This window comes from Streptomyces sp. NPDC026246, assembly GCF_055567995.1.
The window spans coordinates 71,251-93,092 of the sequence record NZ_JBVHPJ010000003.1; the positions used below are offsets into that span (position 1 = coordinate 71,251).

Sequence of the window (21,842 nt, forward strand, 5' to 3'; positions counted from 1 at the left end):
TATAGATGCCCCCCAAGGGTCGTCAGGGCGCTGCCAAGAAGGTGCGCCGCAAGGAAAAGAAGAACGTCGCTCACGGCCACGCGCACATCAAGAGCACGTTCAACAACACGATCGTCTCGATCACGGACCCGTCCGGCAACGTGATCTCCTGGGCCTCCGCCGGCCACGTCGGCTTCAAGGGCTCCCGGAAGTCCACGCCGTTCGCCGCGCAGATGGCCGCCGAGTCGGCCGCCCGCCGCGCCCAGGAGCACGGCATGCGCAAGGTCGACGTGTTCGTGAAGGGCCCGGGTTCCGGTCGTGAGACCGCGATCCGCTCCCTGCAGGCCACGGGCCTCGAGGTCGGCTCCATCCAGGACGTCACCCCGACCCCGCACAACGGCTGCCGTCCGCCGAAGCGCCGCCGCGTCTGACGCGTCGCCTTCGGGTTCACGGTTTTCGGGCGGTACGGCTCCGTAAAAGGGCCGTATCGCCCGTACCCTTGCAGTACCCGCGCTGTTCCCGGTGCGGTTTCCGTCGGGCGTCATATAGCGGGCGTCCACGAAAGAAGGATCTGATCCACACATGCTGATCGCTCAGCGTCCCTCGTTGACCGAAGAGGTCGTCGACGAGTTCCGCTCCCGGTTCGTGATCGAGCCGCTGGAGCCGGGCTTCGGTTACACCCTCGGCAACTCCCTCCGCCGTACCCTGCTGTCCTCCATCCCCGGTGCCGCTGTCACCAGCATCCGCATCGACGGTGTCCTGCACGAGTTCACCACCGTGCCGGGCGTCAAGGAGGACGTCACCGACCTGATCCTCAACATCAAGCAGCTGGTCGTCTCCTCGGAGCACGACGAGCCGGTCGTGATGTACCTGCGCAAGCAGGGCCCGGGTCTGGTCACCGCCGCCGACATCGCGCCCCCGGCCGGTGTCGAGGTGCACAACCCCGACCTCGTCCTCGCCACGCTCAACGGCAAGGGCAAGCTGGAGATGGAGCTGACGGTCGAGCGCGGCCGCGGTTACGTCTCCGCCGTGCAGAACAAGCAGGTCGGCCAGGAGATCGGCCGGATCCCGGTCGACTCGATCTACTCGCCGGTGCTCAAGGTCACGTACAAGGTCGAGGCCACGCGTGTCGAGCAGCGGACCGACTTCGACAAGCTGATCGTCGACGTCGAGACCAAGCAGGCCATGCGCCCGCGTGACGCCATGGCGTCCGCCGGCAAGACCCTGGTGGAGCTGTTCGGTCTCGCCCGCGAGCTGAACATCGACGCCGAGGGCATCGACATGGGCCCGTCCCCCACGGACGCCGCCCTGGCCGCCGATCTGGCGCTGCCGATCGAGGAGCTGGAGCTCACCGTTCGGTCGTACAACTGCCTCAAGCGCGAGGGCATCCACTCCGTGGGTGAGCTCGTGGCGCGGTCCGAGGCGGACCTGCTCGACATCCGCAACTTCGGTGCGAAGTCGATCGACGAGGTCAAGGCGAAGCTGGCCGGCATGGGCCTGGCCCTGAAGGACAGCCCGCCCGGATTCGACCCGACCGCTGCCGCGGACGCCTTCGGCGCCGACGACGACGCGGACGCCGGTTTCGTGGAGACCGAGCAGTACTGATCCGGCTGCCGGTCCGTCGTGGCCGGTCGCGCAGTTCCCCGCGCCCCTTACGGGGCGCGGATCCTCCGGGGCGTCGAAAGGCGCCCCGGATCTCCGACAGGCGACCGCCTGCTCGGATACTGACCCCGGTACCTGATACGGCCGGGGCAGACACCTAGGAGAAACACCATGCCGAAGCCCACCAAGGGTGCCCGTCTGGGCGGCAGCGCCGCGCACGAGAAGCTGCTGCTCGCGAACCTCGCGAAGTCGCTGTTCGAGCACGGCCGCATCACCACCACCGAGGCGAAGGCCCGCCGTCTGCGGCCGTACGCCGAGCGTCTGGTCACCAAGGCGAAGAAGGGCGACCTTCACAACCGTCGTCAGGTGCTGCAGGTCATCACGGACAAGAGCATCGTCCACACGCTCTTCACCGAGATCGGCCCGCGCTACGAGAACCGTCCGGGTGGCTACACCCGCATCACCAAGATCGGTAACCGCCGTGGCGACAACGCGCCCATGGCCGTCATCGAGCTGGTCGAGGGCCTGACGGTGGCGCAGGAGGCGACCGGCGAGGCCGAGGCCGCGACCAAGCGCGCCGCGAAGGACAACGAGGCTGCCGAGGCCCAGGTCGACACGACCAAGGCCGACGAGGCTTCCGCCGAGGAGTCCAAGGGCGAGGAGTCCAAGGACGCGTAAGCGTCTGCCGGGGGCTGTGCGTCGGCGGCTGCGGCTTCGTCGTGGTTGTTCGCGCGGTTCCCCGCGCCCCTCAAGGGCGTTGCGGGTCCGTTCCTTTCGAGGGACGGGCCCGCTTTCTCGTTGGTGAGAGGATCTCGGGGTGAGTGACGAAGTAGAGGCCGGGTTCGTGCGGGTGCGGCTGGATCTCTCCTACGACGGGAGCGAGTTCTCCGGCTGGGCCAAGCAGGCCGGGGGGCGGCGCACCGTACAGGGCGAGATCGAGGACGCCCTGCGGACCGTGACGCGGTCGCGGGAGACGTACGAGCTGACCGTCGCGGGGCGCACCGACGCCGGTGTGCACGCCCGGGGGCAGGTGGCCCACGTCGATCTGCCGCGCGAGGTGTGGGACGAGCACCACCAGAAGCTGCTCAAGCGGCTTGCCGGGCGGCTGCCGAGGGACGTCCGGGTCTGGGCCCTCAGGGAGGCGCCCAGCGGGTTCAACGCCCGTTTCTCGGCGATCTGGCGGCGCTACGCGTACCGGGTCACCGACAATCCCGGTGGTGTCGACCCGCTGCTGCGCGGCCATGTGCTGTGGCACGACTGGCCGTTGGACGTGGACGCCATGAACGAGGCCGCCCGCGGGCTGCTCGGCGAGCACGACTTCGCCGCGTACTGCAAGAAGCGGGAGGGCGCCACCACCATCCGCACCCTCCAGGAGCTGAGCCTGGTGCGGGGGGAGGACGGGATCATCACCGCGACCGTGCGGGCCGACGCGTTCTGCCACAACATGGTGCGCTCGCTGATCGGGGCGCTGCTGTTCGTGGGGGACGGGCACCGGCCGGCCGACTGGCCCGGCAAGGTGCTGGCGGCGGGCGTCCGCGACTCGGCCGTGCACGTGGTCCGGCCGCACGGGCTGACGCTGGAGGAAGTCGGCTACCCGGCCGACGAGTTGCTCGCCGCGCGCAGCAAGGAGGCGCGCAACAAACGGTCGTTGCCGACGGCCGGGTGCTGCTGAACGCCGGCTACTCGTTCGCCGCGGCCGAGGCCTGGGCCTCCCCGCGGCGGCGGATCTGGTTGAACGTGAACTGCTGCAGGTCGTTGCTGGTGCGGAAGACCGCGGTGTCCTTCGGGGTGACGTCCTTGCCGCTGGTGAAGCCGGAGTTGGCGAAGTAGGCGTAACGGCCGTAGGCGTTGGTCGTGGTGTTGCAGATGGCGGACTCGCAGAAGCCCTTCACGCCGCCGCCGGACAGCGACTTGACGAAGCTCTTCTTGTCGGCCTGGTCCTTGGCCTTGAGCGCCTGCGCCTCGGTGTCGAAGACCGCCACACCCATCGTGACGGCGATGCCGTCCTTGACGTAGGTCACGCGTATCAGGCGCGTGCAGTCGTGGGCGGTGAGGGCCTTGGGGAGGGTGCCGCCCGCGGCCGAGGCGCAGTTCCTCGTGTCGGCGGTGGGCCCCTTCTTGTAGACGGTGTCGCCCATCGTCAGCTGGGTGCCGGGGAAGAGCGTCTCCGGGCTGAGCGGGGCCTTGTCCTTCCTGGCGCTGGCGATGAAGTCCTTGGGGTCCAGCGGGGGCGGGGCGCTGGTCGGGGCGAAGGACGGCGCCGACGACGTGCCGCTGGGGATGTCCGCCGAGGGCAGGGAGGCCGGGTTGTTCGCCCGGTCGTCCCCGTTGGCCGAGACCACGGCCACCGCGACGGCCGTGCCGATCGCGACGGTGGCGAGCGCGCCGCCGCCGATCAGCAGCAGGCGGCGGCGTTTGTTGCGGGCCTCGGAGGCCTCGGCGAGCGCCGCCCAGTCGGGGGCCTGGCCGCCCCCGCTGCTCCAGGGCTGCTGCGACTGCGGTTTCCAGGGATCCCACTGGGACTGAGGTCCCCCCTGCCCAATGCTCATGGGCCGCATCTTAGACGGGACATGGGGTGTGCTGGTCCGCCCGGATCGGCTTCGCAGCGCCTAGCGTTGCGCCCGTGCGCATGGGCAAAGACGACATCTGCGGGTGGTTGGGGCGGCTGCTGCCGGCGGTGCTGGTGCTGGTCTGTCTGCCGTCGTGGCCGTCGCTCGGCGCGGGTGTGTGGCCATCGGTCGTGGTGGGAGCGGTGCGGGCGCTGCGGCGGCCGCGCGGGGGAGGGTCCGTGGCGGGATGGTGCCTCGCCGTGGGGGTCGATCTGGTGCTCGCGTCGGTGTTCCCGTACGCACGGCCGGTGCGGCGCCGGAACCTGAGACGGGTGGTCACGGTCTGTGCCGTGGTGTGCACGCCGAGGAGCGCCCGGAGCGGGGCGCGGGCGCGGTGAGGACCGCGTTTTGACCCTTGTGGAGTGCACCGGTATTCTGCTTGTTCGTTGTGTATTGGCTTGCTCATTCTCACGGGACGGGCCCTTACACCGGTCCACCGGGCCGATGACCAGCGACCCCACGTACGCGGTATGCGTCGCCGCAGTGCGGTCCAGGCTGTCGTGATCGTTTCGGTGACCAGTTATGGACCATTCACTCGAAGCGAAGGCTACGAACCGTGCGTACGTACAGCCCCAAGCCCGGCGATGTGACGCGCCAGTGGCACGTCATCGACGCTCAGGACGTTGTCCTGGGTCGTCTCGCCACCACTGCCGCGACGCTCCTCCGCGGCAAGCACAAGCCGATCTACGCGCCGCACGTCGACGCTGGTGACTTCGTCATCATCATCAACGCCGACAAGGTGCACCTGTCCGGCAACAAGCGGACCCAGAAGATGGCGTACCGCCACTCCGGCTACCCGGGTGGTCTGCGCTCCGTCCGCTACGACGAGCTGCTCGACAAGAACCCCGAGAAGGCCATCGAGAAGGCCGTCAAGGGCATGCTCCCCAAGAACACGCTGGGCCGTCAGATGCTCTCGAAGCTGAAGGTCTACAAGGGTGACCAGCACCCGCACGGCGCGCAGCAGCCGCAGCCGTACGAGATCACCCAGGTCGCGCAGTAAGTCCGGCCACCACCCCTAGACCGAACAGAATCTGAGGAGAATCGTGGCCGAGACCACTGCCGAGCAGCCGCTCGAAGAGCTTGACATCGACAGCTACACCACCGAGTCCGAGGTGCCCGTCGAGGGCGAGTACACCTCGGAGTCCATGGCTTCCCGCTTCGGCGAGCCCCAGCCGGCCGCCGGCCTGGGCCGTCGCAAGAACGCCATCGCCCGCGTCCGGATCGTCCCGGGCACCGGCAAGTGGAAGATCAACGGTCGCACCCTCGAGGACTACTTCCCGAACAAGGTGCACCAGCAGGAAGTCAACGAGCCGTTCAAGGTTCTCGAGCTCGAGGGCCGCTACGACGTCATCGCCCGCATCGCCGGTGGCGGTGTCTCCGGCCAGGCCGGTGCCCTCCGTCTCGGTGTCGCCCGCGCGCTGAACGAGGCCGACGTCGACAACAACCGCGGCCCGCTGAAGAAGGCCGGCTTCCTCAAGCGCGACGACCGTGCGGTCGAACGCAAGAAGGCCGGTCTGAAGAAGGCCCGCAAGGCTCCGCAGTACAGCAAGCGCTAAACGCGACGCCCGTCCTCGCGACTGGCTTCGCCTCGATCGCCCCGGCGGCACGGTTGTGCTGCCGGGGCGGTTCGTTTACACAACCCCTACCGGTCCCGGACAGTCTCAGGGAAGGTACGCGGGAATGTGAGCCGCATTCTCTTCAGCAATACGGAGGACACCACTGTGGGACGACTCTTCGGCACGGACGGCGTGCGCGGTGTCGCCAACGCGGATCTGACGGCGGAGATGGCCCTGGGCCTGTCCGTGGCCGCGGCGCACGTACTGGCCGAGGCGGGCACGTTCGAGGGGCACCGGCCCACCGCTGTCGTCGGGCGTGACCCACGGGCGTCCGGGGAGTTCCTGGAGGCCGCCGTGGTCGCGGGCCTGGCCAGCGCCGGAGTGGACGTCCTGCGCGTCGGTGTGCTGCCGACGCCCGCGGTGGCGTTCCTGACCGGGGAGCTGGGCGCCGACCTCGGGGTGATGCTCTCCGCGAGCCACAACGCCATGCCCGACAACGGCATCAAGTTCTTCGCCCGCGGCGGCCACAAGCTCGCCGACGAGCTGGAGGACCGGATCGAGTCCGTCTACGAGGAGCACCGCACCGGCGCCCCCTGGGACCGGCCGACCGGCGCCGGAGTGGGCCGCGTGCGCGAGTACGGCGAGGGCTTCGACCGGTACGTCGAGCATCTGCTGGGTGTCCTGCCGAACCGGCTGGAGGGGCTGAAGGTCGTCCTGGACGAGGCGCACGGCGCCGCGGCCCGGGTCTCGCCCGAGGCGTTCCAGCGGGCCGGCGCCGAGGTCGTCACCATCGGGGCCGAGCCGGACGGCCTCAACATCAACGACGGGTGCGGCTCGACGCACCTCGACAAGCTCAAGGCCGCCGTCGTCGAGCACGGCGCCGACCTGGGCATCGCGCACGACGGCGACGCCGACCGCTGCCTCGCCGTGGACCACACCGGCGACGAGGTGGACGGGGACCAGATCCTCGCCGTGCTCGCGCTGGCGATGCGGGAGCGGTCCGCGCTGCGCTCCGAGACCGTCGTGGCGACGGTGATGTCCAACCTGGGCTTCAAGCTGGCCATGGAGCGCGAGGGCATCCGCCTCGTGCAGACGGCCGTCGGCGACCGGTACGTGCTGGAGGAGATGAAGGAGCACGGGTTCGCCCTCGGGGGCGAGCAGTCCGGGCACGTGATCATCCTCGACCACGCGACGACCGGTGACGGCACCCTCACGGGGCTGCTGCTGGCGGCCCGGGTCGCCGGGAGCGGACGTTCGCTGCGCGAGCTGGCCTCCGTCATGGAGCGGCTGCCGCAGGTGCTGATCAACGTGCCGGACGTGGACAGGTCCCGGGTGAAGACCTCCGCCGAGCTGTCCGCCGCCGTCTCCGACGCGGAGCGGGAGCTGGGGGCGACCGGGCGGGTGCTGCTGCGGCCTTCGGGCACCGAGCCGCTGGTGCGGGTGATGGTCGAGGCCGCTGACATCGGGCAGGCCCGGGCCGTGGCGGGGCGGCTGGCCGACGCGGTGAAGTCGGCGCTGGGGTAGTCGCCGCCCCGGGGTTCGCGAGCGGGTTCGGGGCGGGGCTGCCGGTTCGGGGTGGGGCTGTCGTCGGCGGCGGGCTTGCGGTTCGTCGTGGCTCGTCGCGCAGTTCCCCGCGCCCCTGAGGGCGTTCGTGCCTACGGCGTGGTCTTCGTCTGCCTGGACCACAGGCTCTTCTGGATCAGGAGGGTGAGTGTGCCGGCGACGATGATGCCCAGCAGGTTCAGCAGGAGCTGCTCCGAGGAGCCCTTGGTCTGGGACATGTCGCCGTAGCTCAGGGCCACCGCCGCGTTCGCCGCCGCCGGGATCGTGGTCACCGAGATGGCCACGCCCACCAGGGCGCCCGACTTCGCCGAGGTCAGCGACAGCGTGCCGGCGATCCCGGCCAGGACCGCCACGACGAAGGAGAACCAGTCGGGGGCGTAGATGAAGCCCGTGTTGGGGCGGTCCGCCTCCAGCCGGGCCTCGCTGAACAGGCCCACGGAGTCCATGAAGAGGCTGAAGCAGACCGTCACGGCCATCGCCGCCACGAAACCGACCAGCAGCGCGATCAGTGAACGCAGGGCGAGGCGCGGGCGGCGGCGGACGATCGCCGTGCTGATGCCGGCGAGTGGGCCGAACTCCGGGCCGACCGCCATCGCGCCGACGATCAGGATCGCGTTGTCCAGGACCACACCGCAGGCCGCGATCATCGTGGCGAGCGTGATGAAGGCCAGGTAGGTCGCGGAGAGCGTCGACTCCTCGTGGGTCGCCTCTGTCAGCTGCTCCCACAGCACGGCGTCCGCGCCCTCGCCGGGCGCGTCGGCCTCGGCCCGTTCGGCCCGCTCGGACAGCGACAGGTCGATCGACTCGACGGCGATGGAACCGCTGGTGTCGATGCCCAGCTTCCGCAGGCCGGCGAGCAGCTCGTCGCCCGCCTCCCGGGCCACGTCGCACATCACGACGTCCCCGGCCGGGTCGCGGGCGGCGCCGGGCAGGACGACGAGATGGGCGGTGCCGACCGTCCCCTCGACCAGCCGCAGCACCTCACCGGTCCGGTCGGACGGCGAGATCAGGCGCAGGTGAAGCATGGCTCCCATCCAACTCACCTTCCCCTGGGGTCACAGCTTGCGCAGGCTGAGCCGCTGCACCTTGTGGTCCGGGCCCTTGCGCAGGACGAGGGTGGCCCGGCCGCGGGTGGGGGCGATGTTCTCCACGAGGTTCGGCCGGTTGATCGTGCGCCACATCGTACGGGCGTAGTCGAGGGCCTCCTCCTCCGAGACCTGCGTGTACTTGCGGAAGTAGGAGGAGGGGTTCTGGAACGCCGTCGCGCGCAGCTTGCGGAAGCGGTTGAGGTACCAGTGCTCGATGTCCTCGACCTTGGCGTCGACGTACACGCTGAAGTCGAAGTAGTCGGCGAGGCCGACCCGGGTGCGGCCGTCCTTGCCGGGCAGGGCGGGCTGGAGGACGTTCAGGCCCTCGACGATCAGGATGTCCGGGCGGCGCACGGTCAGGCGCTCGTCGGGGACGATGTCGTAGATCAGGTGGGAGTAGACGGGCGCGGTGACCTCGTCCTTGCCGGCCTTGATGTCGGCGACGAAGCGGGTGAGGGCGCGGCGGTCGTAGGACTCGGGGAAGCCCTTGCGGGACATCAGGCCGCGGGCCTGGAGCTCCTTGGTGGGGAGCAGGAAGCCGTCGGTGGTGACCAGCTCGACGCGGGGGTGCTCGGGCCAGCGGGAGAGCAGGGCCTGGAGCAGGCGGGCGACGGTGGACTTGCCGACGGCGACCGATCCGGCGACTCCTATGACGAACGGGGTGCCGGCCTGGGAGCCCTTCTCGCCGAGGAACGTGTTCAGCGCCCCTCTGAGGCCGTCCGTGGCACCGACGTAGAGGTTGAGGAGCCGGGACAGCGGCAGGTAGATGTCCCGGACCTCGTCGAGGTCGATGACATCGCCCAGACCGCGCAGCTTCTCGACCTCCTCGGCCGTGAGCGGCAGCGGCGTCTTGTCACGCAGCGCGCTCCACTCGGATCGGGTGAGATCGACGTAGGGAGTCGCCTCCGGACGGGGCCGGTGGGCGCTCCGGGGCATCGGGGAGACCGGAGAGATCACAGTCCATTGTTACGGGAGTACGAAGGGATGGGGGGGTGGGATCGGTCACGCGGGGTCCGGAGTCGGGTACTGCGGCTCAACGACCGGGTGGGGAGTCGCGCCGTAGATCGTGGAAAGCCGACATCCCTGCCGGGTTGCCCGGCAGGGATGTCGGCTTCATCGAACAGTCGGTGTCACTGTTCGCTCAGCGCGGCGCGGAGGTGGGCAATCAGATCGCCGCTCGGTACCTCGACCCAGGCTGCTCCGGGCACTGCGGGACGCGTCACTTCATAACGCCCGTCGTGCAGGTCGTGCACCAGGACCTGAGGGCTCGCCCCGTCCAGTTGATTCGTCCGCAGGCGGACGGCACCGTGCGTGACCGTCGGGAACATGTGCTGGAGCACCTCGTCCGAGCGAAGGCGAAGCAGTAGGTTCCGCTGCTTCAGATGGAAGTCGGACGACAGAAGGTCGGCCCACTGCAGAGAAGTGGGCTCTCCCCTCTCGATCGCCCCTGCGAATGCGTCAAGTTCCAGAAACGCGAATCTCGCAGTCAGCTCGGCGGTTGACATGCCGTCGCGCCATGCGGCGATCGCCTCCACGAGCGATCCGAGATCGTCGCTCGCGCCGAGCTCCCAGGAGAACCCTGGAGTGTCCCAAGTGAACCCGGGGACGAGGACACGCAACCGGAACAGCCGCTTGCCCGTGGCGGGATGTACCGACACCAGACCCCTCGCCGTCTCGATGCCGACGGCATCGGTGGCCCACGGGGGCAGGCCGATGTCGCATCCGCGCAGCTTCGCTGCCTGGTTCATGGCCGGTACAAGGCCGCCGGCGGCGGTCACGTCCGGGTACAGGTCCTTCCGATGGGCACCCATGTGCGTTTCCTCAGCAGTGGCAGTATCCGATGACCGAACCCTTCACGGGGTCAAGCTTCCCCAGCACCGAGAGGTCGGGCATGTCAGTCGGAGGGTCCAGTCTCATGGCTCCGTCGGGACCCGACGGAGAGTAGAACTTGATCGAACTCCATGGACGTTGTCCGTTGGCGAGTGCCCTCGCGATCATGGACATCTCGTAGTCCGTGGCGGCGGCTCCGTGTTCACCGCCCTTCAGGCCACGCCGGGCGGCGTCGAGGAAGTTCCCGTGCTGGTTCAGTCCCGTCATGTTGATGTGCAGCGTCACGTTCGGGTCGGCGATGGCCATCTCTGCGATGCGTGCGAAGTCCCTCGGGGACACGTTGGAGAAGGTCGTGAACTTGTTCTCGGGAAGCGCGGCCCACTCGTCGAGTTTCCCATTGTTCTGCCATCCCAGCGCCACCTTGCAGTTGTGGACGAGGACCGGAGTGGCGCCCGCCACCACGAAGAACGTGTGGAGGTCGGCGACCGTGAGGTCGTAGACCGTGCTCGAGGGCAGTCCCGAGCGGTCGTGCAGGGCGGTCACCTTGCGGACGGAGCGGTCCGGGGTGCGGAGCTGGTCACCGACGCGCAGGTCGGAGACGAACGTCCATCCGCGGTCTACGACGTAGAACCTGTGGCCGGCGGTGCTGGTCAGCTTCCCCCCGCCGGCAACGGTGATGTCGACGAGCCGCCTGGTGTCGTGCTCATAGGTGTCGGTCACCTTCCGCGCCCGCAACTGGCCGGACGCCGGGTCCGTGGCCATGACGAGGTCTCCCACACCCACCTGGCTGATGGGTCGGCGTGAGCTGTCCGCCATCAGCACCTGTGTGGTGCCGGGGAAGCTGTTCACCTTGCAGGCGGCGGTCAACTCCTCGTGAGCGTTGACGATGCCGTTGAGCTTCGCGACAGTCCCCGGGTCGAGGTCGAGGGTCTTGAGCGCCAGGAACGCTTCACGCACGCCAATGCCGGTCCGCATGGCGGCGTCCAAGGCCTGGATGCCCTCGAGGACCTTTCCCAGCGCCTTGCCCGGGATGAAGTTGCTCGCCGCCCAGGCGCAGCCGCTGGCGCTGCCGTGCCAGCAGTCCAGGAAGTCCTGGACCAGGACCGCCTTGAGAATCCGGTAGACGACGGTCTGCTTGATCAGGTCGAGCTTGCTGAAGTAGTGCGTGACGTCCTTCTTCAACCCCTTGAACGGCTCGCTCTTCACCAGCACCGTGTCGCCCGGCGGGCAGCCGGTGGCGGAGGCAGGCACATCCGGGTTGGTGCAGAGGAAGAAGTCCACCGTGGCGTTGAACGTCACCTTGAAGGTGACGGTGCAGCCCTCGAAACCGACCTCGATGACGCAGTCGTTCTTCTGCTCGGTGTCGGTGACCTCGACGGAGTCCTCGTCGACGACGTACCAGGTGCCGCCGATGCCGGTTCCGGCTCCGCTGGAGACCTGCTGGTTCGCCTGCTTGCGTTCCGCGGACTCCGCTGCCGCCTGGGCCTCTTCGGCGTACTTCTGAGCGTCCTTCGCCGCCTCCTCGGCCTCGGTGGCCGCCGTGTCGGCGCGGTCGGCCGCTGCTCGGGCGTCCTTGGCCGCCTGTTCGGCTTCCGAGGCGGCCGTGCGGGCGGCTTCGGCGTCGAGGGCCGCCTGGTCCGCCGAGTCGCGGGCGTCCTTGGCGTGGTTCTCGGCGCGGCCGGCTGCCTTGTCGGCGGCTTCGGCGTCCTCGGTCGCCTTGCGGTTGTACTCGACGGTGCGGGCCAGGGACGCGGCTGCCTTGGACGCGGCCTTGGCGGCGTCCGCGGCGTAGCCGAGGGCCTCCTTGGCGTAGGTGCGTGCGGTGGCGGCATGCCCGGCTGCATTGGCCGCGTGCTGGTAGGCGGCCTTGGCGTCGCCCTGTGCCTGGTCGGCGAGGTTCTTGGCCGCCGATGCCTCCGCTGCCGCGTTCTTGGCGTGGGCATCTGCGACGGCCTGCTGCCGCTCGGCGATCGACTTCGACGCCTGGCCCGTCAGGACCACCAGGCCGGCGGCCGAGTCCTTGTCGACGTACGGGCTGCCGAGCTGGATCGCGTCGTTGGCGGGCTTGGCGACCTGCGCGGCGGCCTTGCCGGCGTCGACGGCGGCCTGGGCGGTGACGTGCGCGAAGCCCGCGGCCTTCGCCGAGGCGGCCAGGGCCTTGCCGGCTTCCTTGTTCGCCATGTCGGCTTGGGACTTGGCCGTCTTGGCCTGCTTCTCCGCCTCGTCGGCCATCTCCACGGCCGTCTTGGCCTCGGTGGAGGCGTGCTGCGACGCCTTGATGGCGTCGGCGGCGGCGCTCGTCGCGGTCTTCACCGCGGCATCGGACTTCAGCTTGGCGGCTTGCGCGGCGTCGGCGTGGGCGCGGGAGCGCTTGGCCGCCGCCTCCGCCCGGGTGGCCGCGGCGTCCGCGTCCGCCGCCGCCTTGGTCGCGGCGTCCGCCTCGGAGCGGGCCTTGCCGGCGGCGGTCTCGGCGTCCGTGGCGTGTGCGTCCGCCGCGTCGGCCGCCGCCCGGGCCTCCTGGGCGTTGCTGTCCGACTCGTGAGCCTGGGCGAAGGCCTCCTTCGCGTCGGCCTTCGCTCGGGCCGCGTCGGCCTTCTGCTCGGCGTCCCACGCGTCGTCGCGCAGGTCGCGGGCCTTGTCGCGGGCCTTGACCGCGGCGTTCTTCTTCTCGACCGCCGTGCCCTCGGCCGCCTCCGCCTTGTCCTTGGCGTCCTTGGCCTTGGTGGCCTCGGATTCGGCGTTCTTCTTGTGCTGGGCGGCCTCGGCCTGCTTGGCGGCCGCCGTCTTCTTCTCCGCCTCGGCCGTCTTCTCCTCGGCCTCGGCCGCCAGACGCTTGGCGTGGGCCTCGGCGGCGGCCGCCTTGGCCTGTCCCTCGGCCTTCACCGCGTCGGCGAGCTTGGCCTCCGCGGTCTCCTTGTCCTTCTTGGCGTTGTCGCGGTGCACCTTCGCCGCGTCGGCGGCGGCCTTGGCCTGGGACTCGGCCATTGCTGCGGCGGCCTTGCGGAACTCGGCCTTCGACTGGGCAGCCTGCGCCAGCGCGCGCTGCGCGATGGTCGCGCTGTCCCCTGCTGAGGCGCGGGTGGCCGCCTCGGCGGTCTCGCCGGCCTTCACCAGTGCTTCGAGGGCCGCTGTCGCGCCCTTGGTGACCTGAGCCTTCTGCTGACCCACCAGCAGACCGCGGCCCCGCGGTGCGCCCGCCTCGTCGGCGACGCCGTACGCGGCCTTCTGCGCGATGTCGGTCACGGCGGCGGCCTTCTTCGCCGTGGCCAACTGGGCCTTGAGAACCTCCAGCTGCTTCTTCGCCTGCGTCTGCGCCGCAGTGACACCCTTCTTGGCCTGGTCGAACTGCGCCTTTTCCGGGTAGGACTGGGTGTCCGCGCCGGCGTGGCCTTTGGGGACGAGCCGGAACTTCTGCGGGTTCGTGCCGTTGCACCCCCACAGCCAGGCGTTGTGGCTGTTCTCGAACTTGTTCAGGTCCAGGCACTTGTCCGTGGCGACGTTGCGCAGCTCACCGGCGGCGCGGACGTCGAGTTCCCACTCCTGCGCCTTGCTGCCGTTGCACGTCCAGATCTGGATCTTCGTGCCGTTGGCCGGGTTGCTGTTCTCGACGTCGAGGCACTTGCCGGACTTGTAGTTGACGAGGGAGTAGGTGTCAGGGGAAGCAGTGCGGAGCTGCCACTGCTGTCCGGTGGAGTTGTTGCAGGTGTAGATCTGCACCGGCGTGCCGGACGTGGTCCTGCCGCCCTCGGCGTCCAGGCACTTGCCCTTGGCCGCCTCCACCTGGATGACCGCGGGCGAGTCACCGATCCAGCCCGCACCGCCGGGCGCCCAGTAGTCCTGCCAACGGACCAGATGGTCGGCGACCCAGGAGTGCCCCAGCAGGTTCCCCAGCGCCTTCGCCCCGTTGGCGAGGGCGCCGGTGGCCTCATTGCCGGACTTCAGGATCTGGTTGCGCTGAACCGCCTGCGCGGCGATCTCCTGCTGCCATTCGGAGGTGGCGGTCTCCGTGATGCCGTCCAGGGCCTTGTTCGGGTCGATCGGGTCCCGCCAGGCACACGACGCATACCGGCTCTTCAGGTCCTCGACCGCGATCCGGTATTCGGCCGTGCCGGGCTCGGGAGCGGTGCGCGGAAAGCCACCGGAGGCGAGGAAGAGACGGGCGTCATCGGCACCCTTGCCGTGGAAGGTGTCGAGCAGCCCTTCGAACGCCCGCTCCTCCTGGTACTGGCGCTCCCGCTCACTCGTCGGCAGGTTCGGGTCGTACGGCTTCTCGCCGTAGAGCGGGGTCCCCAGGTCGGTGACGGCCTTCAGGGTCTTCCCGTCGGCCTTGGGTGTGGGGTCCTCGTAGAAGTCGGACTCGTCCTTCCAGAACCTGTCGGCGATCCACTGGGTCAGGCCCGTCTGGCTGTGGAAGTCCTTCTCTTCATCGCCCGAGCCTCCAGGAGGCCAGTGGAAGTCGGCGACCGTGAACCCGCCCGGAGTCTCCAAGCCGTCGAGAGGCTTCGCCCACTGGTCCCGAAGGCCATTGACGACGTCGAGTTCTTTCCACGCCGCCTCCTTGTCCCGCTGATACGCCACGGCCAGCGGGGTGTCTTCCCAGTGCGCCCGGTTGGCCAACGTGTGCAGCTTGTCCGGCGGCTGGTTGAGCCCGTCCTGCGCGGTCGCGGCCATGGACGGCCCGCCCAGCCGCAGGACGTCCGCCATCAGGCACTGATCCTGCCGCAGTTGCTCGGCCGCCGTGTCGTCGGACCAGTCGGAGGAGCCGCCCGCAGGGGCGGCCGCTTCCGTGCCGGTCAACTGGTCCAGCACTCCCGGCTGAACGGCCACGCCGGCCAGTACGGCAGCGGCCGCGGCGGACGTGACGACGGCCGTCAGCAGCCGTGGTCGGCCGGATCTGGAAAGGAATCCGGAGATGGGCAGGAAAGGCCCTGGTCTCGGGCGCACGAAACGTCCCCTCGTTGCGATGGAAGACGCACGGGGGGCAGTCGGAACAGCCGAGGAGAATCGCCTGACGAATCGTTGGCATCAGGCATGCCGGTACGTCTCTCCCCTGTGGCGACGACATCCCCCCGGTCGCCTGGTGCAGCGCTGTGCGGCCGAGTGGTCAGCTCCGCCGAGCGCGACGATCATCCTAGGTACACGAGTTCGAATCGGCCAGCATGCTTTTTCGCATCCAGCGCGGCGTGGCGCAAAAGGGACTTCGGGTCCGGGTCGGTGTGACGGGGCAACTGCCGTTCGGGACCTGTGTAATTGCTGTGTTTCTCCTGTGAGCGTGGTGTCGATTGCCATGCAGGCGGGGCGGAGGTCGTCCGGAACCCGTCCCTGCTCCTCCGGGGAGGGCGCGCGGGACGCGTCCAGAGGGTCACAGGTGGGTCGGGTGACCGGACGCCTCCGATTACCCCGGTGGAATTTCCGAAATCGGGCACGCAAAGCCCTGTTCCACCCCCGTATCGACCCTAAGCTGCCGCCCATGTGTGGAATCGTGGGATACGTGGGGCCGCAGTCCGCGCTCGAGGTCGTGATGGCCGGGCTCAGGCGGCTGGAGTACCGGGGTTACGACTCCGCCGGTGTCGCCGTGCTGGCCGACGGCGGGCTGGCGACGGCCAAGAAGGCCGGCAAGCTGCTGAACCTGGAGAAGGAGCTGGACGGCAGGCCGCTGCCGACAGGGCCGACGGGCATCGGCCACACCCGGTGGGCCACCCACGGCGGTCCGACCGACGAGAACGCCCATCCGCACATCGACAACGCGGGACGCGTCGCGGTCGTGCACAACGGCATCATCGAGAACTTCGCCGAGTTGCGGGCCGAACTGCAGGAGCGCGGCCACGAGTTGTCCTCCGAGACCGACACCGAGGTCGTGGCGCACCTGCTCGCCGAGGAGTTCTCCTCCTGCGCCGACCTCGCCGAGGCGATGCGGCTGGTGTGCCGTCGGCTGGAAGGGGCGTTCACGCTGGTCGCCGTGCACGCCGACGAGCCCGGCGTGGTGGTGGGCGCGCGGCGCAACTCACCCCTGGTGGTCGGCGTCGGCGAGGGCGAGGCCTTCCTCGCCTCGGACGTCGCCGCGTTCATCGAGCACACCCGGTCCGCGATCGAACTCGGGCAGGACCAGGTCGTGGAGCTGCGCCGGGACGGTGTGGTGGTGACGGGCTTCGACGGCCGCCCCGCCGAGGTGCGCTCGTACCACGTCGACTGGGACGCCTCGGCCGCCGAGAAGGGCGGCTACGACTACTTCATGCTCAAGGAGATCGCCGAGCAGCCCAAGGCGGTCGCCGACACGCTGCTCGGCCGGATCGACGGCTCGGGGTCGCTGACCCTGGACGAGGTGCGGATCCCGCCGCGCGTGCTGCGCGAGATCGACAAGGTCGTCATCGTGGCCTGCGGTACGGCCTTCCACGCCGGGATGATCGCCAAGTACGCCATCGAGCACTGGACCCGGATCCCGTGCGAGGTGGAGCTGGCCAGCGAGTTCCGCTACCGGGACCCGATCCTGGACGCCCGGACCCTGGTCGTCGCGATCTCCCAGTCCGGCGAGACCATGGACACCCTGATGGCCCTGCGGCACGCCCGCGAGCAGGGCTCCAGGGTGCTGGCGATCTGCAACACCAACGGCTCGACGATCCCGCGCGAGTCCGACGCCGTGCTGTACACGCACGCCGGTCCCGAGGTCGCCGTCGCCTCGACCAAGGCGTTCCTGACCCAGCTCGTCGCCTGCTACCTGGTCGCGCTGTACCTGGGCCAGGTGCGGGGCACCAAGTGGGGCGACGAGATCCGGGCGGTGATCCGCGACCTGTCCTCCATCTCCGGGGCGGTGGAGCAGGTGCTGGGGACCATGGAGCCGGTGCGGGAGCTGGCACGCACGCTGGCCTCGAAGAACACGGTGCTGTTCCTCGGCCGGCACGTGGGCTACCCGGTGGCCCTGGAGGGCGCGCTGAAGCTGAAGGAGCTGGCGTACATGCACGCCGAGGGCTTCGCGGCCGGGGAGCTGAAGCACGGGCCGATCGCGCTGATCGAGGAGGACCTGCCGGTCGTCGTGGTCGTGCCCTCGCCGCGCGGGCGGTCGGTGCTGCACGACAAGATCGTGTCCAACATCCAGGAGATCCGGGCCCGGGGCGCCCGCACCATCGTGATCGCCGAGGAGGGCGACGAGGCGGTCGTGCCCTACGCGGACCACCTCATCCGCGTACCGGTCACGCCGACCCTGCTGCAGCCGCTCGTGACGACGGTCCCGTTGCAGGTGTTCGCCTGCGAGCTGGCGACGGCCCGGGGCAACGAGGTGGACCAGCCGCGCAACCTGGCGAAGTCCGTGACGGTGGAGTAGCGGAGCGCGGAAGGGCGGGGCGAACGCGCCGTGCGGTTCGCCCTGCCCCCGTGCGGCCGGTGACTACCAGTTGATGCAGGTCTTCGGCACCCAGCCGTTGACCTTGTCGCCGCCGTAGTACCACATGTTGCTGGTCTTGCCGCAGGCCGTGTACGAGCCGCCCTTGTAGGCCTTGCCGTCGTTGCAGACGCCGCCGCGCTTGCCCTTGCCCCAGATGCCGAGGGCCGTGGCCGTCTTCTTCGGCGTGGAGCGGACGTTGACGGTCTCCTTGGCGGTGACGTTCACGATCGCCTTGCTGCAGTCCTGCGGAGCCGCGGCCGCCGTGCCGGCCGTCGCGACGGTGCCGGTGAGGGCGGTGGCGAAGAGGGCCGCCGACGTGGCCGCGGTCCCCAGCGACTTGAACCTCATGGTCTGTGTCCTCCCGTTGTGGTGCGATGCCGTTTGCTCATCGCGGTCGTCGCGAACTGTACAAGGGCAGGCGGTAGTTGGGTCACGAGGGGTCTGCGCTGGCCATTGCCGTGCGGTGGGTGCGCGGGTGCGGGGGAGGAGGTTGCTGCCGGGAACGCCGAAGCCCTTCCGTCCGGCACGGCGGCGCTTCGGAGGCCGGGCGGACCGTAGGGTGCTGCGCATGAGCATCATCGGGGTCGGCATCGACGTTGCCGAGATCGAGCGGTTCGCGGCGTCCCTGGAACGCACGCCCGCGATGGCCCAGCGGCTTTTCGTCGAGCGGGAGTTGCTGCTGCCCAGTGGGGAGCGGCGGGGCGTGGCCTCCCTCGCGGCGCGGTTCGCCGCCAAGGAGGCCCTCGCCAAGGCGCTCGGCGCACCGGGCGGGCTGTTGTGGACCGACGCCGAGGTGTACGTCGAGGACAGCGGCCGGCCCCGGCTGCGGGTGAGCGGGACGGTCGCCGCTCGCGCCGCCGAACTGGGCGTGGTCTCCTGGCATGTGTCGCTCAGTCACGACGCGGGCGTCGCCTCGGCCGTGGTGATCGCCGAGGGGTGAGTCCGGGGGCCCCGTCCCTACGACACCGCCCAGAGCAGCACGGCCGTACCGAGGACGCCCGCCGCGCCCAGTGCCGTACCGGCCGCCGCGGGCCACATCCGGCCCCCGGCCTCGCCCGTCCCCCCGCCCGTGCGGGCGTGGTGCAGGCCCATCGCTCCGAACGTCACCGCGAGCGCACCCGCCAGGACGGTCCAGGGGATCAGGAAGAACCAGGTGCCCACGGCCGAGAAGGCGCCGAGGGCCAGGGCCGTGGGGCCCAGGGCGGTGGCGGGGCTGTCACGGTCACCGGGCGCTGCGGGACTGGTCATGTCTCACTGTTCCCCTCTTTTGAACGAGTTCAAAACTGGGGCGAGCATACGCCGGTGGGACGGTGAGACGTCGATCGGCCCGACACGGACGCCTGCACGGGGCGGACGGGGGAGTGGCCCCGGGGGTCTGCGGGAAACTCGACCGCATGCGTACTGCGTACAGCGTGGAGACGGTCAGGAACGCCGAACGGCAGCTCATGGCGCGGCTGCCGGAGGGGGCGCTCATGCAACGCGCCGCCGCCGGGCTCGCCGCGGCCTGCGCCGACCTGCTGGGCCGGGTGTACGGGAGCAGGGTCGTGCTGCTGGTCGGCAGCGGTGACAACGGCGGTGACGCGCTGTTCGCCGGGGCCCGGCTGGCCCGGCGCGGGGCGGGTGTCACGGCGGTGCTGCTCGCGCCGGGCCGCGCGCACGCGGCGGGGCTCGCGGCCCTGCGGCGCGCCGGGGGCCGCACGGTGGCGGCCGACGGTTCCCCCCGCGCCGAGGAACTGGTCGAGCGGGCCGACCTCGTCGTCGACGGCATCGTGGGGATCGGCGGCAAGGGCGGGCTGCGGCCGGAGGCGGTGCCGCTGGCGGCCGCCGCGGGACGGTCGCGCGGCGCCGTCGTCGCGGTCGACCTGCCGAGCGGCGTGGACGTCGCCACCGGGGAAGTGCGGGGCGTGGCGGTGCGGGCCGATCTGACGGTCACGTTCGGGACGCACAAGCCGGGGCTGCTGATCGACCCTGCGCGGGAGTACGCGGGGTCGGTGCGGCTGGTCGACATCGGGCTGGAGCTGCCGGCCGAGCCGGAGCTGGAGGCGCTGCAGCACGCGGACGTGGCGCGGCTGCTGCCGGTGCCGGCCGCCGAGAGCGACAAGTACCGCCGGGGTGTCGTCGGGATCGCCGCCGGGTCGGCGCGCTACCCGGGGGCCGCCGTCCTGGCCGTTTCGGGGGCCCTGCGCGGCGGGGCGGGCGCGGTGCGCTACGTCGGGCCGGCCGGGGACGCGGTCCTCGCGCGGTTCCCGGAGACGCTCGTGTCGGACCGGGGGCCGAAGCACGCGGGCCGGGTCCAGGCCTGGGTGGTCGGGCCCGGGGCCGGGGACGACGCGGTGACGGTGGCGGAGGTGCTGGCCACGGACGTGCCCGTGCTGATCGACGCGGACGGACTGCGGCTCGCGGACGCCGGTGCCGTACGGGACCGGCGGGCGCCGACGCTCATGACCCCGCACGCCGGGGAGGCGGCGGCCCTGCTCGGTGTGGAGCGCCGGGAGGTCGAGGAGGGACGGCTGGGCGCGGTGCGGGAGCTGGCCCGGCGGTACGGGGCGACCGTACTGCTCAAGGGCTCCACCACGCTGGTGGCGGACTCCGGGGGCGGGCCGGTGCGGGTGAACGCCACCGGCACGGGCTGGCTGGCGACCGCCGGGAGCGGGGACGTGCTGTCCGGCCTGGCGGGCTCGCTGCTGGCGGCGGGCCTGACGGCGCTGGACGCGGGAAGCGCCGGGGCGTACCTCCACGGCCTGGCCGGGAGGCTGGCGGCGGATGGCGCGCCGGTGGGGGCGCACGACGTGGCCGGGACGATCCCGGAGGCCTGGCGCAACGTGAGGGGCTGAACGGAACGCGCGGTGGGCAGCCGGTGCACTCGGCCGGGCCGGGGAAAGCTCGGGAGGCCGCCCCGGCCGGAGGGTGCAGGAGGTGTGCCGAGCGTGGGCGTACCGGCTCGGAGCCTGGTCCGCCCTTCGCCGTGATCTTGGTTGCGTGGGCGGGCCGCTGCCGTCGAGGGTGTGGGGGGCTCTGAGACACTGGGCGCGATGAGCGAGAGAACAGCCCCCCGGACCGCGCCCCTGCGGGCCCGTGCCGAGATCGATCTGGCCGCCCTGCGGGCCAACGTGCGCGCCCTGCGCGCCCACGCGCCCGGTGCGGCCGTGATGACCGTGGTGAAGTCCGAGGCGTACGGGCACGGGGCTGTGCCGTGCGCCCGTGCCGCCCTGGACGCCGGGGCGACCTGGCTGGGCACGGCCACCCCCGAGGAGGCCCTCGCCCTGCGGGCCGCCGGGCTCCCGGGCCGGATCATGTGCTGGCTGTGGACACCGGGCGGCCCCTGGCGCGAGGCCGTCGAGGCCGATCTCGACGTGTCCGTCAGCGGCATGTGGGCCCTGCGGGAGGTCATCGAGGCCGCCCGGCACGCCGACCGGCCCGCCCGCGTGCAGCTCAAGGCCGACACCGGGCTCGGCCGCAACGGCTGCCAGCCCGGCGACGACTGGGCCGACCTCGTGCGCGAGGCGCTGCGGGCCGAGGCCGAGGGGCTGCTGCGCGTCACGGGACTGTGGTCCCACTTCGCCTGCGCCGACGAGCCCGGCCACCCCTCCATCGCCGCCCAGCTCGGCCTGTTCCGCGAGATGGTCGCGTACGCCGAGGCCAGGGGCGTACGCCCAGAGGTGCGGCACATCGCCAACTCGCCGGCCACGCTCACCCTCCCCGCGAGCCACTTCGACCTGGTGCGCACGGGCATCGCCACCTACGGCATCTCGCCCAGCCCCGAGCTGGGCGTCCCGGCCGACTTCGGCCTGCGTCCGGTCATGACGCTCTCGGCCTCGATGGCCCTGGTCAAGCGGGTCCCGGGCGGGCACGGGGTCAGTTACGGGCACCACTACGTGACGCCCGGCGAGACCACCCTCGGGCTCGTTCCGCTCGGGTACGCGGACGGCGTCCCGCGGCACGCCTCCTCGGCCGGCCCGGTGCTCGTCGAGGGCAAGTGGCGCACGGTCGCCGGGCGGGTCGCCATGGACCAGTTCGTCGTCGACCTGGGCGGGGACGAGCCCGCGCCGGGCGCCGAGGCGGTCCTCTTCGGTCCCGGGGACCGCGGGGAGCCCACCGCCGAGGACTGGGCCCAGGCGGCCGGAACCATCGCCTACGAGATCGTGACCCGGATCGGAACGCGTGTTCCTCGCGTCTATGTGAATGAGGAACAGGACGGGTAACTCGCACAGAGAGCCCGTCACGCGAAGAACGGCAG

The 21,842-nt window shown here is 70.8% G+C and carries 19 protein-coding genes; 12 read left to right on the forward strand and 7 right to left on the reverse strand.

Annotation, left to right across the window (positions count from 1 at the left end):
* Positions 1-5: 5 nt before the first annotated feature.
* The 4 genes from rpsK to truA all read left to right on the forward strand — a co-directional run bounded on the left by rpsK (position 6) and on the right by truA (position 3,253).
* Positions 6-410: a 30S ribosomal protein S11 gene (gene rpsK, locus ACZ4M5_RS08530; RefSeq protein WP_003956432.1), complete on the forward strand. Its 405-nt coding sequence runs from the start codon at positions 6-8 to the stop codon at positions 408-410.
* Positions 411-561: 151 nt separating this feature from the next.
* Entirely contained in the window at positions 562-1,584 is a 1,023-nt protein-coding gene (locus ACZ4M5_RS08535) for a DNA-directed RNA polymerase subunit alpha (protein ID WP_003966937.1), read from the forward strand.
* 168 nt (positions 1,585-1,752) lie between these two features.
* Entirely contained in the window at positions 1,753-2,259 is a 507-nt protein-coding gene (gene rplQ, locus ACZ4M5_RS08540; protein WP_467734391.1) for a 50S ribosomal protein L17, read from the forward strand.
* A 139-nt stretch (positions 2,260-2,398) separates the two neighbouring features.
* Positions 2,399-3,253, forward strand: a complete 855-nt coding sequence (gene truA / locus ACZ4M5_RS08545; protein WP_467734393.1) for a tRNA pseudouridine(38-40) synthase TruA — start codon at positions 2,399-2,401, stop codon at positions 3,251-3,253.
* Positions 3,254-3,260: 7 nt separating this feature from the next.
* On the opposite strand, the gene ACZ4M5_RS08550 is transcribed toward truA, so the two are convergent.
* Complete coding sequence (locus ACZ4M5_RS08550; protein ID WP_467734395.1) at positions 3,261-4,130, reverse strand: hypothetical protein; 870 nt, start codon at positions 4,128-4,130, stop codon at positions 3,261-3,263.
* Positions 4,131-4,210: 80 nt separating this feature from the next.
* Between ACZ4M5_RS08550 and ACZ4M5_RS08555 the strand changes: the two genes are divergently transcribed.
* The 4 genes from ACZ4M5_RS08555 to glmM all read left to right on the forward strand — a co-directional run bounded on the left by ACZ4M5_RS08555 (position 4,211) and on the right by glmM (position 7,270).
* The gene (locus tag ACZ4M5_RS08555) at positions 4,211-4,528 is read left to right on the forward strand and encodes a hypothetical protein (protein ID WP_467735523.1); all 318 of its coding nucleotides are present in this window, start codon (positions 4,211-4,213) and stop codon (positions 4,526-4,528) included.
* A gap of 218 nt (positions 4,529-4,746) precedes the next feature.
* Entirely contained in the window at positions 4,747-5,190 is a 444-nt protein-coding gene (gene rplM / locus ACZ4M5_RS08560) for a 50S ribosomal protein L13 (RefSeq protein ID WP_010036634.1), read from the forward strand.
* Between the two features lie 43 nt (positions 5,191-5,233).
* Positions 5,234-5,746: a 30S ribosomal protein S9 gene (gene rpsI / locus ACZ4M5_RS08565; RefSeq protein WP_004927169.1), complete on the forward strand. Its 513-nt coding sequence runs from the start codon at positions 5,234-5,236 to the stop codon at positions 5,744-5,746.
* 165 nt (positions 5,747-5,911) lie between these two features.
* Entirely contained in the window at positions 5,912-7,270 is a 1,359-nt protein-coding gene (glmM, locus tag ACZ4M5_RS08570) for a phosphoglucosamine mutase (RefSeq protein ID WP_467735525.1), read from the forward strand.
* A gap of 131 nt (positions 7,271-7,401) precedes the next feature.
* Here the strand turns inward: glmM and ACZ4M5_RS08575 are convergent, their stop codons facing one another.
* From ACZ4M5_RS08575 to ACZ4M5_RS08590, 4 genes are all read right to left on the reverse strand, one after another.
* Complete coding sequence (locus ACZ4M5_RS08575; RefSeq protein WP_467735527.1) at positions 7,402-8,334, reverse strand: DUF389 domain-containing protein; 933 nt, start codon at positions 8,332-8,334, stop codon at positions 7,402-7,404.
* A 30-nt stretch (positions 8,335-8,364) separates the two neighbouring features.
* On the reverse strand, positions 8,365-9,333 hold the full coding sequence (coaA, locus tag ACZ4M5_RS08580) for a type I pantothenate kinase (RefSeq protein WP_467734397.1): 969 nt from the start codon (positions 9,331-9,333) through the stop codon (positions 8,365-8,367).
* A 194-nt stretch (positions 9,334-9,527) separates the two neighbouring features.
* Complete coding sequence (locus ACZ4M5_RS08585) at positions 9,528-10,208, reverse strand: hypothetical protein (protein ID WP_467734399.1); 681 nt, start codon at positions 10,206-10,208, stop codon at positions 9,528-9,530.
* A gap of 10 nt (positions 10,209-10,218) precedes the next feature.
* Positions 10,219-15,171 (reverse strand): RICIN domain-containing protein, encoded by a 4,953-nt coding sequence (locus ACZ4M5_RS08590; RefSeq protein WP_467734401.1) that lies wholly within the window; start codon positions 15,169-15,171, stop codon positions 10,219-10,221.
* Between the two features lie 526 nt (positions 15,172-15,697).
* Here ACZ4M5_RS08590 and glmS point away from each other — a divergent pair.
* The gene (glmS, locus tag ACZ4M5_RS08595) at positions 15,698-17,545 is read left to right on the forward strand and encodes a glutamine--fructose-6-phosphate transaminase (isomerizing) (RefSeq protein WP_467734403.1); all 1,848 of its coding nucleotides are present in this window, start codon (positions 15,698-15,700) and stop codon (positions 17,543-17,545) included.
* A gap of 63 nt (positions 17,546-17,608) precedes the next feature.
* Here the strand turns inward: glmS and ACZ4M5_RS08600 are convergent, their stop codons facing one another.
* The gene (locus ACZ4M5_RS08600; protein ID WP_467734405.1) at positions 17,609-17,953 is read right to left on the reverse strand and encodes a hypothetical protein; all 345 of its coding nucleotides are present in this window, start codon (positions 17,951-17,953) and stop codon (positions 17,609-17,611) included.
* Between the two features lie 220 nt (positions 17,954-18,173).
* On the opposite strand from ACZ4M5_RS08600, the gene ACZ4M5_RS08605 reads away from it, so the two are divergent.
* Positions 18,174-18,545 carry a holo-ACP synthase gene (locus ACZ4M5_RS08605; RefSeq protein ID WP_467734407.1) on the forward strand — a complete coding sequence of 124 codons (372 nt, stop codon included), beginning with the start codon at positions 18,174-18,176 and terminating at the stop codon, positions 18,543-18,545.
* Between the two features lie 17 nt (positions 18,546-18,562).
* Here ACZ4M5_RS08605 and ACZ4M5_RS08610 read toward each other — a convergent pair whose 3' ends face one another.
* The gene (locus tag ACZ4M5_RS08610) at positions 18,563-18,853 is read right to left on the reverse strand and encodes a hypothetical protein (RefSeq protein WP_467734409.1); all 291 of its coding nucleotides are present in this window, start codon (positions 18,851-18,853) and stop codon (positions 18,563-18,565) included.
* Between the two features lie 146 nt (positions 18,854-18,999).
* On the opposite strand from ACZ4M5_RS08610, the gene ACZ4M5_RS08615 reads away from it, so the two are divergent.
* Positions 19,000-20,439 (forward strand): NAD(P)H-hydrate dehydratase, encoded by a 1,440-nt coding sequence (locus tag ACZ4M5_RS08615; RefSeq protein WP_467734411.1) that lies wholly within the window; start codon positions 19,000-19,002, stop codon positions 20,437-20,439.
* Between the two features lie 198 nt (positions 20,440-20,637).
* A complete protein-coding gene (alr, locus tag ACZ4M5_RS08620) occupies positions 20,638-21,807 on the forward strand; it encodes an alanine racemase (RefSeq protein ID WP_467734413.1) in 1,170 nt (389 codons plus the stop codon).
* The last annotated feature ends 35 nt before the right edge of the window (positions 21,808-21,842 follow it).

Coding starts and splice junctions, on each gene's coding strand:
- ACZ4M5_RS08535 (WP_003966937.1), top strand. CDS start 562: ATGCTGATCGCTCAGCGTCCCTCGTTGACCGAAGAGGTCGTCGACGAG.
- ACZ4M5_RS08615 (WP_467734411.1), top strand. CDS start 19,000: ATGCGTACTGCGTACAGCGTGGAGACGGTCAGGAACGCCGAACGGCAG.
- ACZ4M5_RS08575 (WP_467735527.1), bottom strand. CDS start 8,334: ATGCTTCACCTGCGCCTGATCTCGCCGTCCGACCGGACCGGTGAGGTG.
- glmS (WP_467734403.1), top strand. CDS start 15,698: ATGTGTGGAATCGTGGGATACGTGGGGCCGCAGTCCGCGCTCGAGGTC.
- rpsK (WP_003956432.1), top strand. CDS start 6: ATGCCCCCCAAGGGTCGTCAGGGCGCTGCCAAGAAGGTGCGCCGCAAG.
- ACZ4M5_RS08600 (WP_467734405.1), bottom strand. CDS start 17,953: ATGAGGTTCAAGTCGCTGGGGACCGCGGCCACGTCGGCGGCCCTCTTC.
- alr (WP_467734413.1), top strand. CDS start 20,638: ATGAGCGAGAGAACAGCCCCCCGGACCGCGCCCCTGCGGGCCCGTGCC.
- ACZ4M5_RS08550 (WP_467734395.1), bottom strand. CDS start 4,130: ATGAGCATTGGGCAGGGGGGACCTCAGTCCCAGTGGGATCCCTGGAAA.
- ACZ4M5_RS08585 (WP_467734399.1), bottom strand. CDS start 10,208: ATGGGTGCCCATCGGAAGGACCTGTACCCGGACGTGACCGCCGCCGGC.
- coaA (WP_467734397.1), bottom strand. CDS start 9,333: ATGCCCCGGAGCGCCCACCGGCCCCGTCCGGAGGCGACTCCCTACGTC.
- ACZ4M5_RS08610 (WP_467734409.1), bottom strand. CDS start 18,853: ATGACCAGTCCCGCAGCGCCCGGTGACCGTGACAGCCCCGCCACCGCC.
- rplQ (WP_467734391.1), top strand. CDS start 1,753: ATGCCGAAGCCCACCAAGGGTGCCCGTCTGGGCGGCAGCGCCGCGCAC.
- ACZ4M5_RS08605 (WP_467734407.1), top strand. CDS start 18,174: ATGAGCATCATCGGGGTCGGCATCGACGTTGCCGAGATCGAGCGGTTC.
- ACZ4M5_RS08555 (WP_467735523.1), top strand. CDS start 4,211: ATGGGCAAAGACGACATCTGCGGGTGGTTGGGGCGGCTGCTGCCGGCG.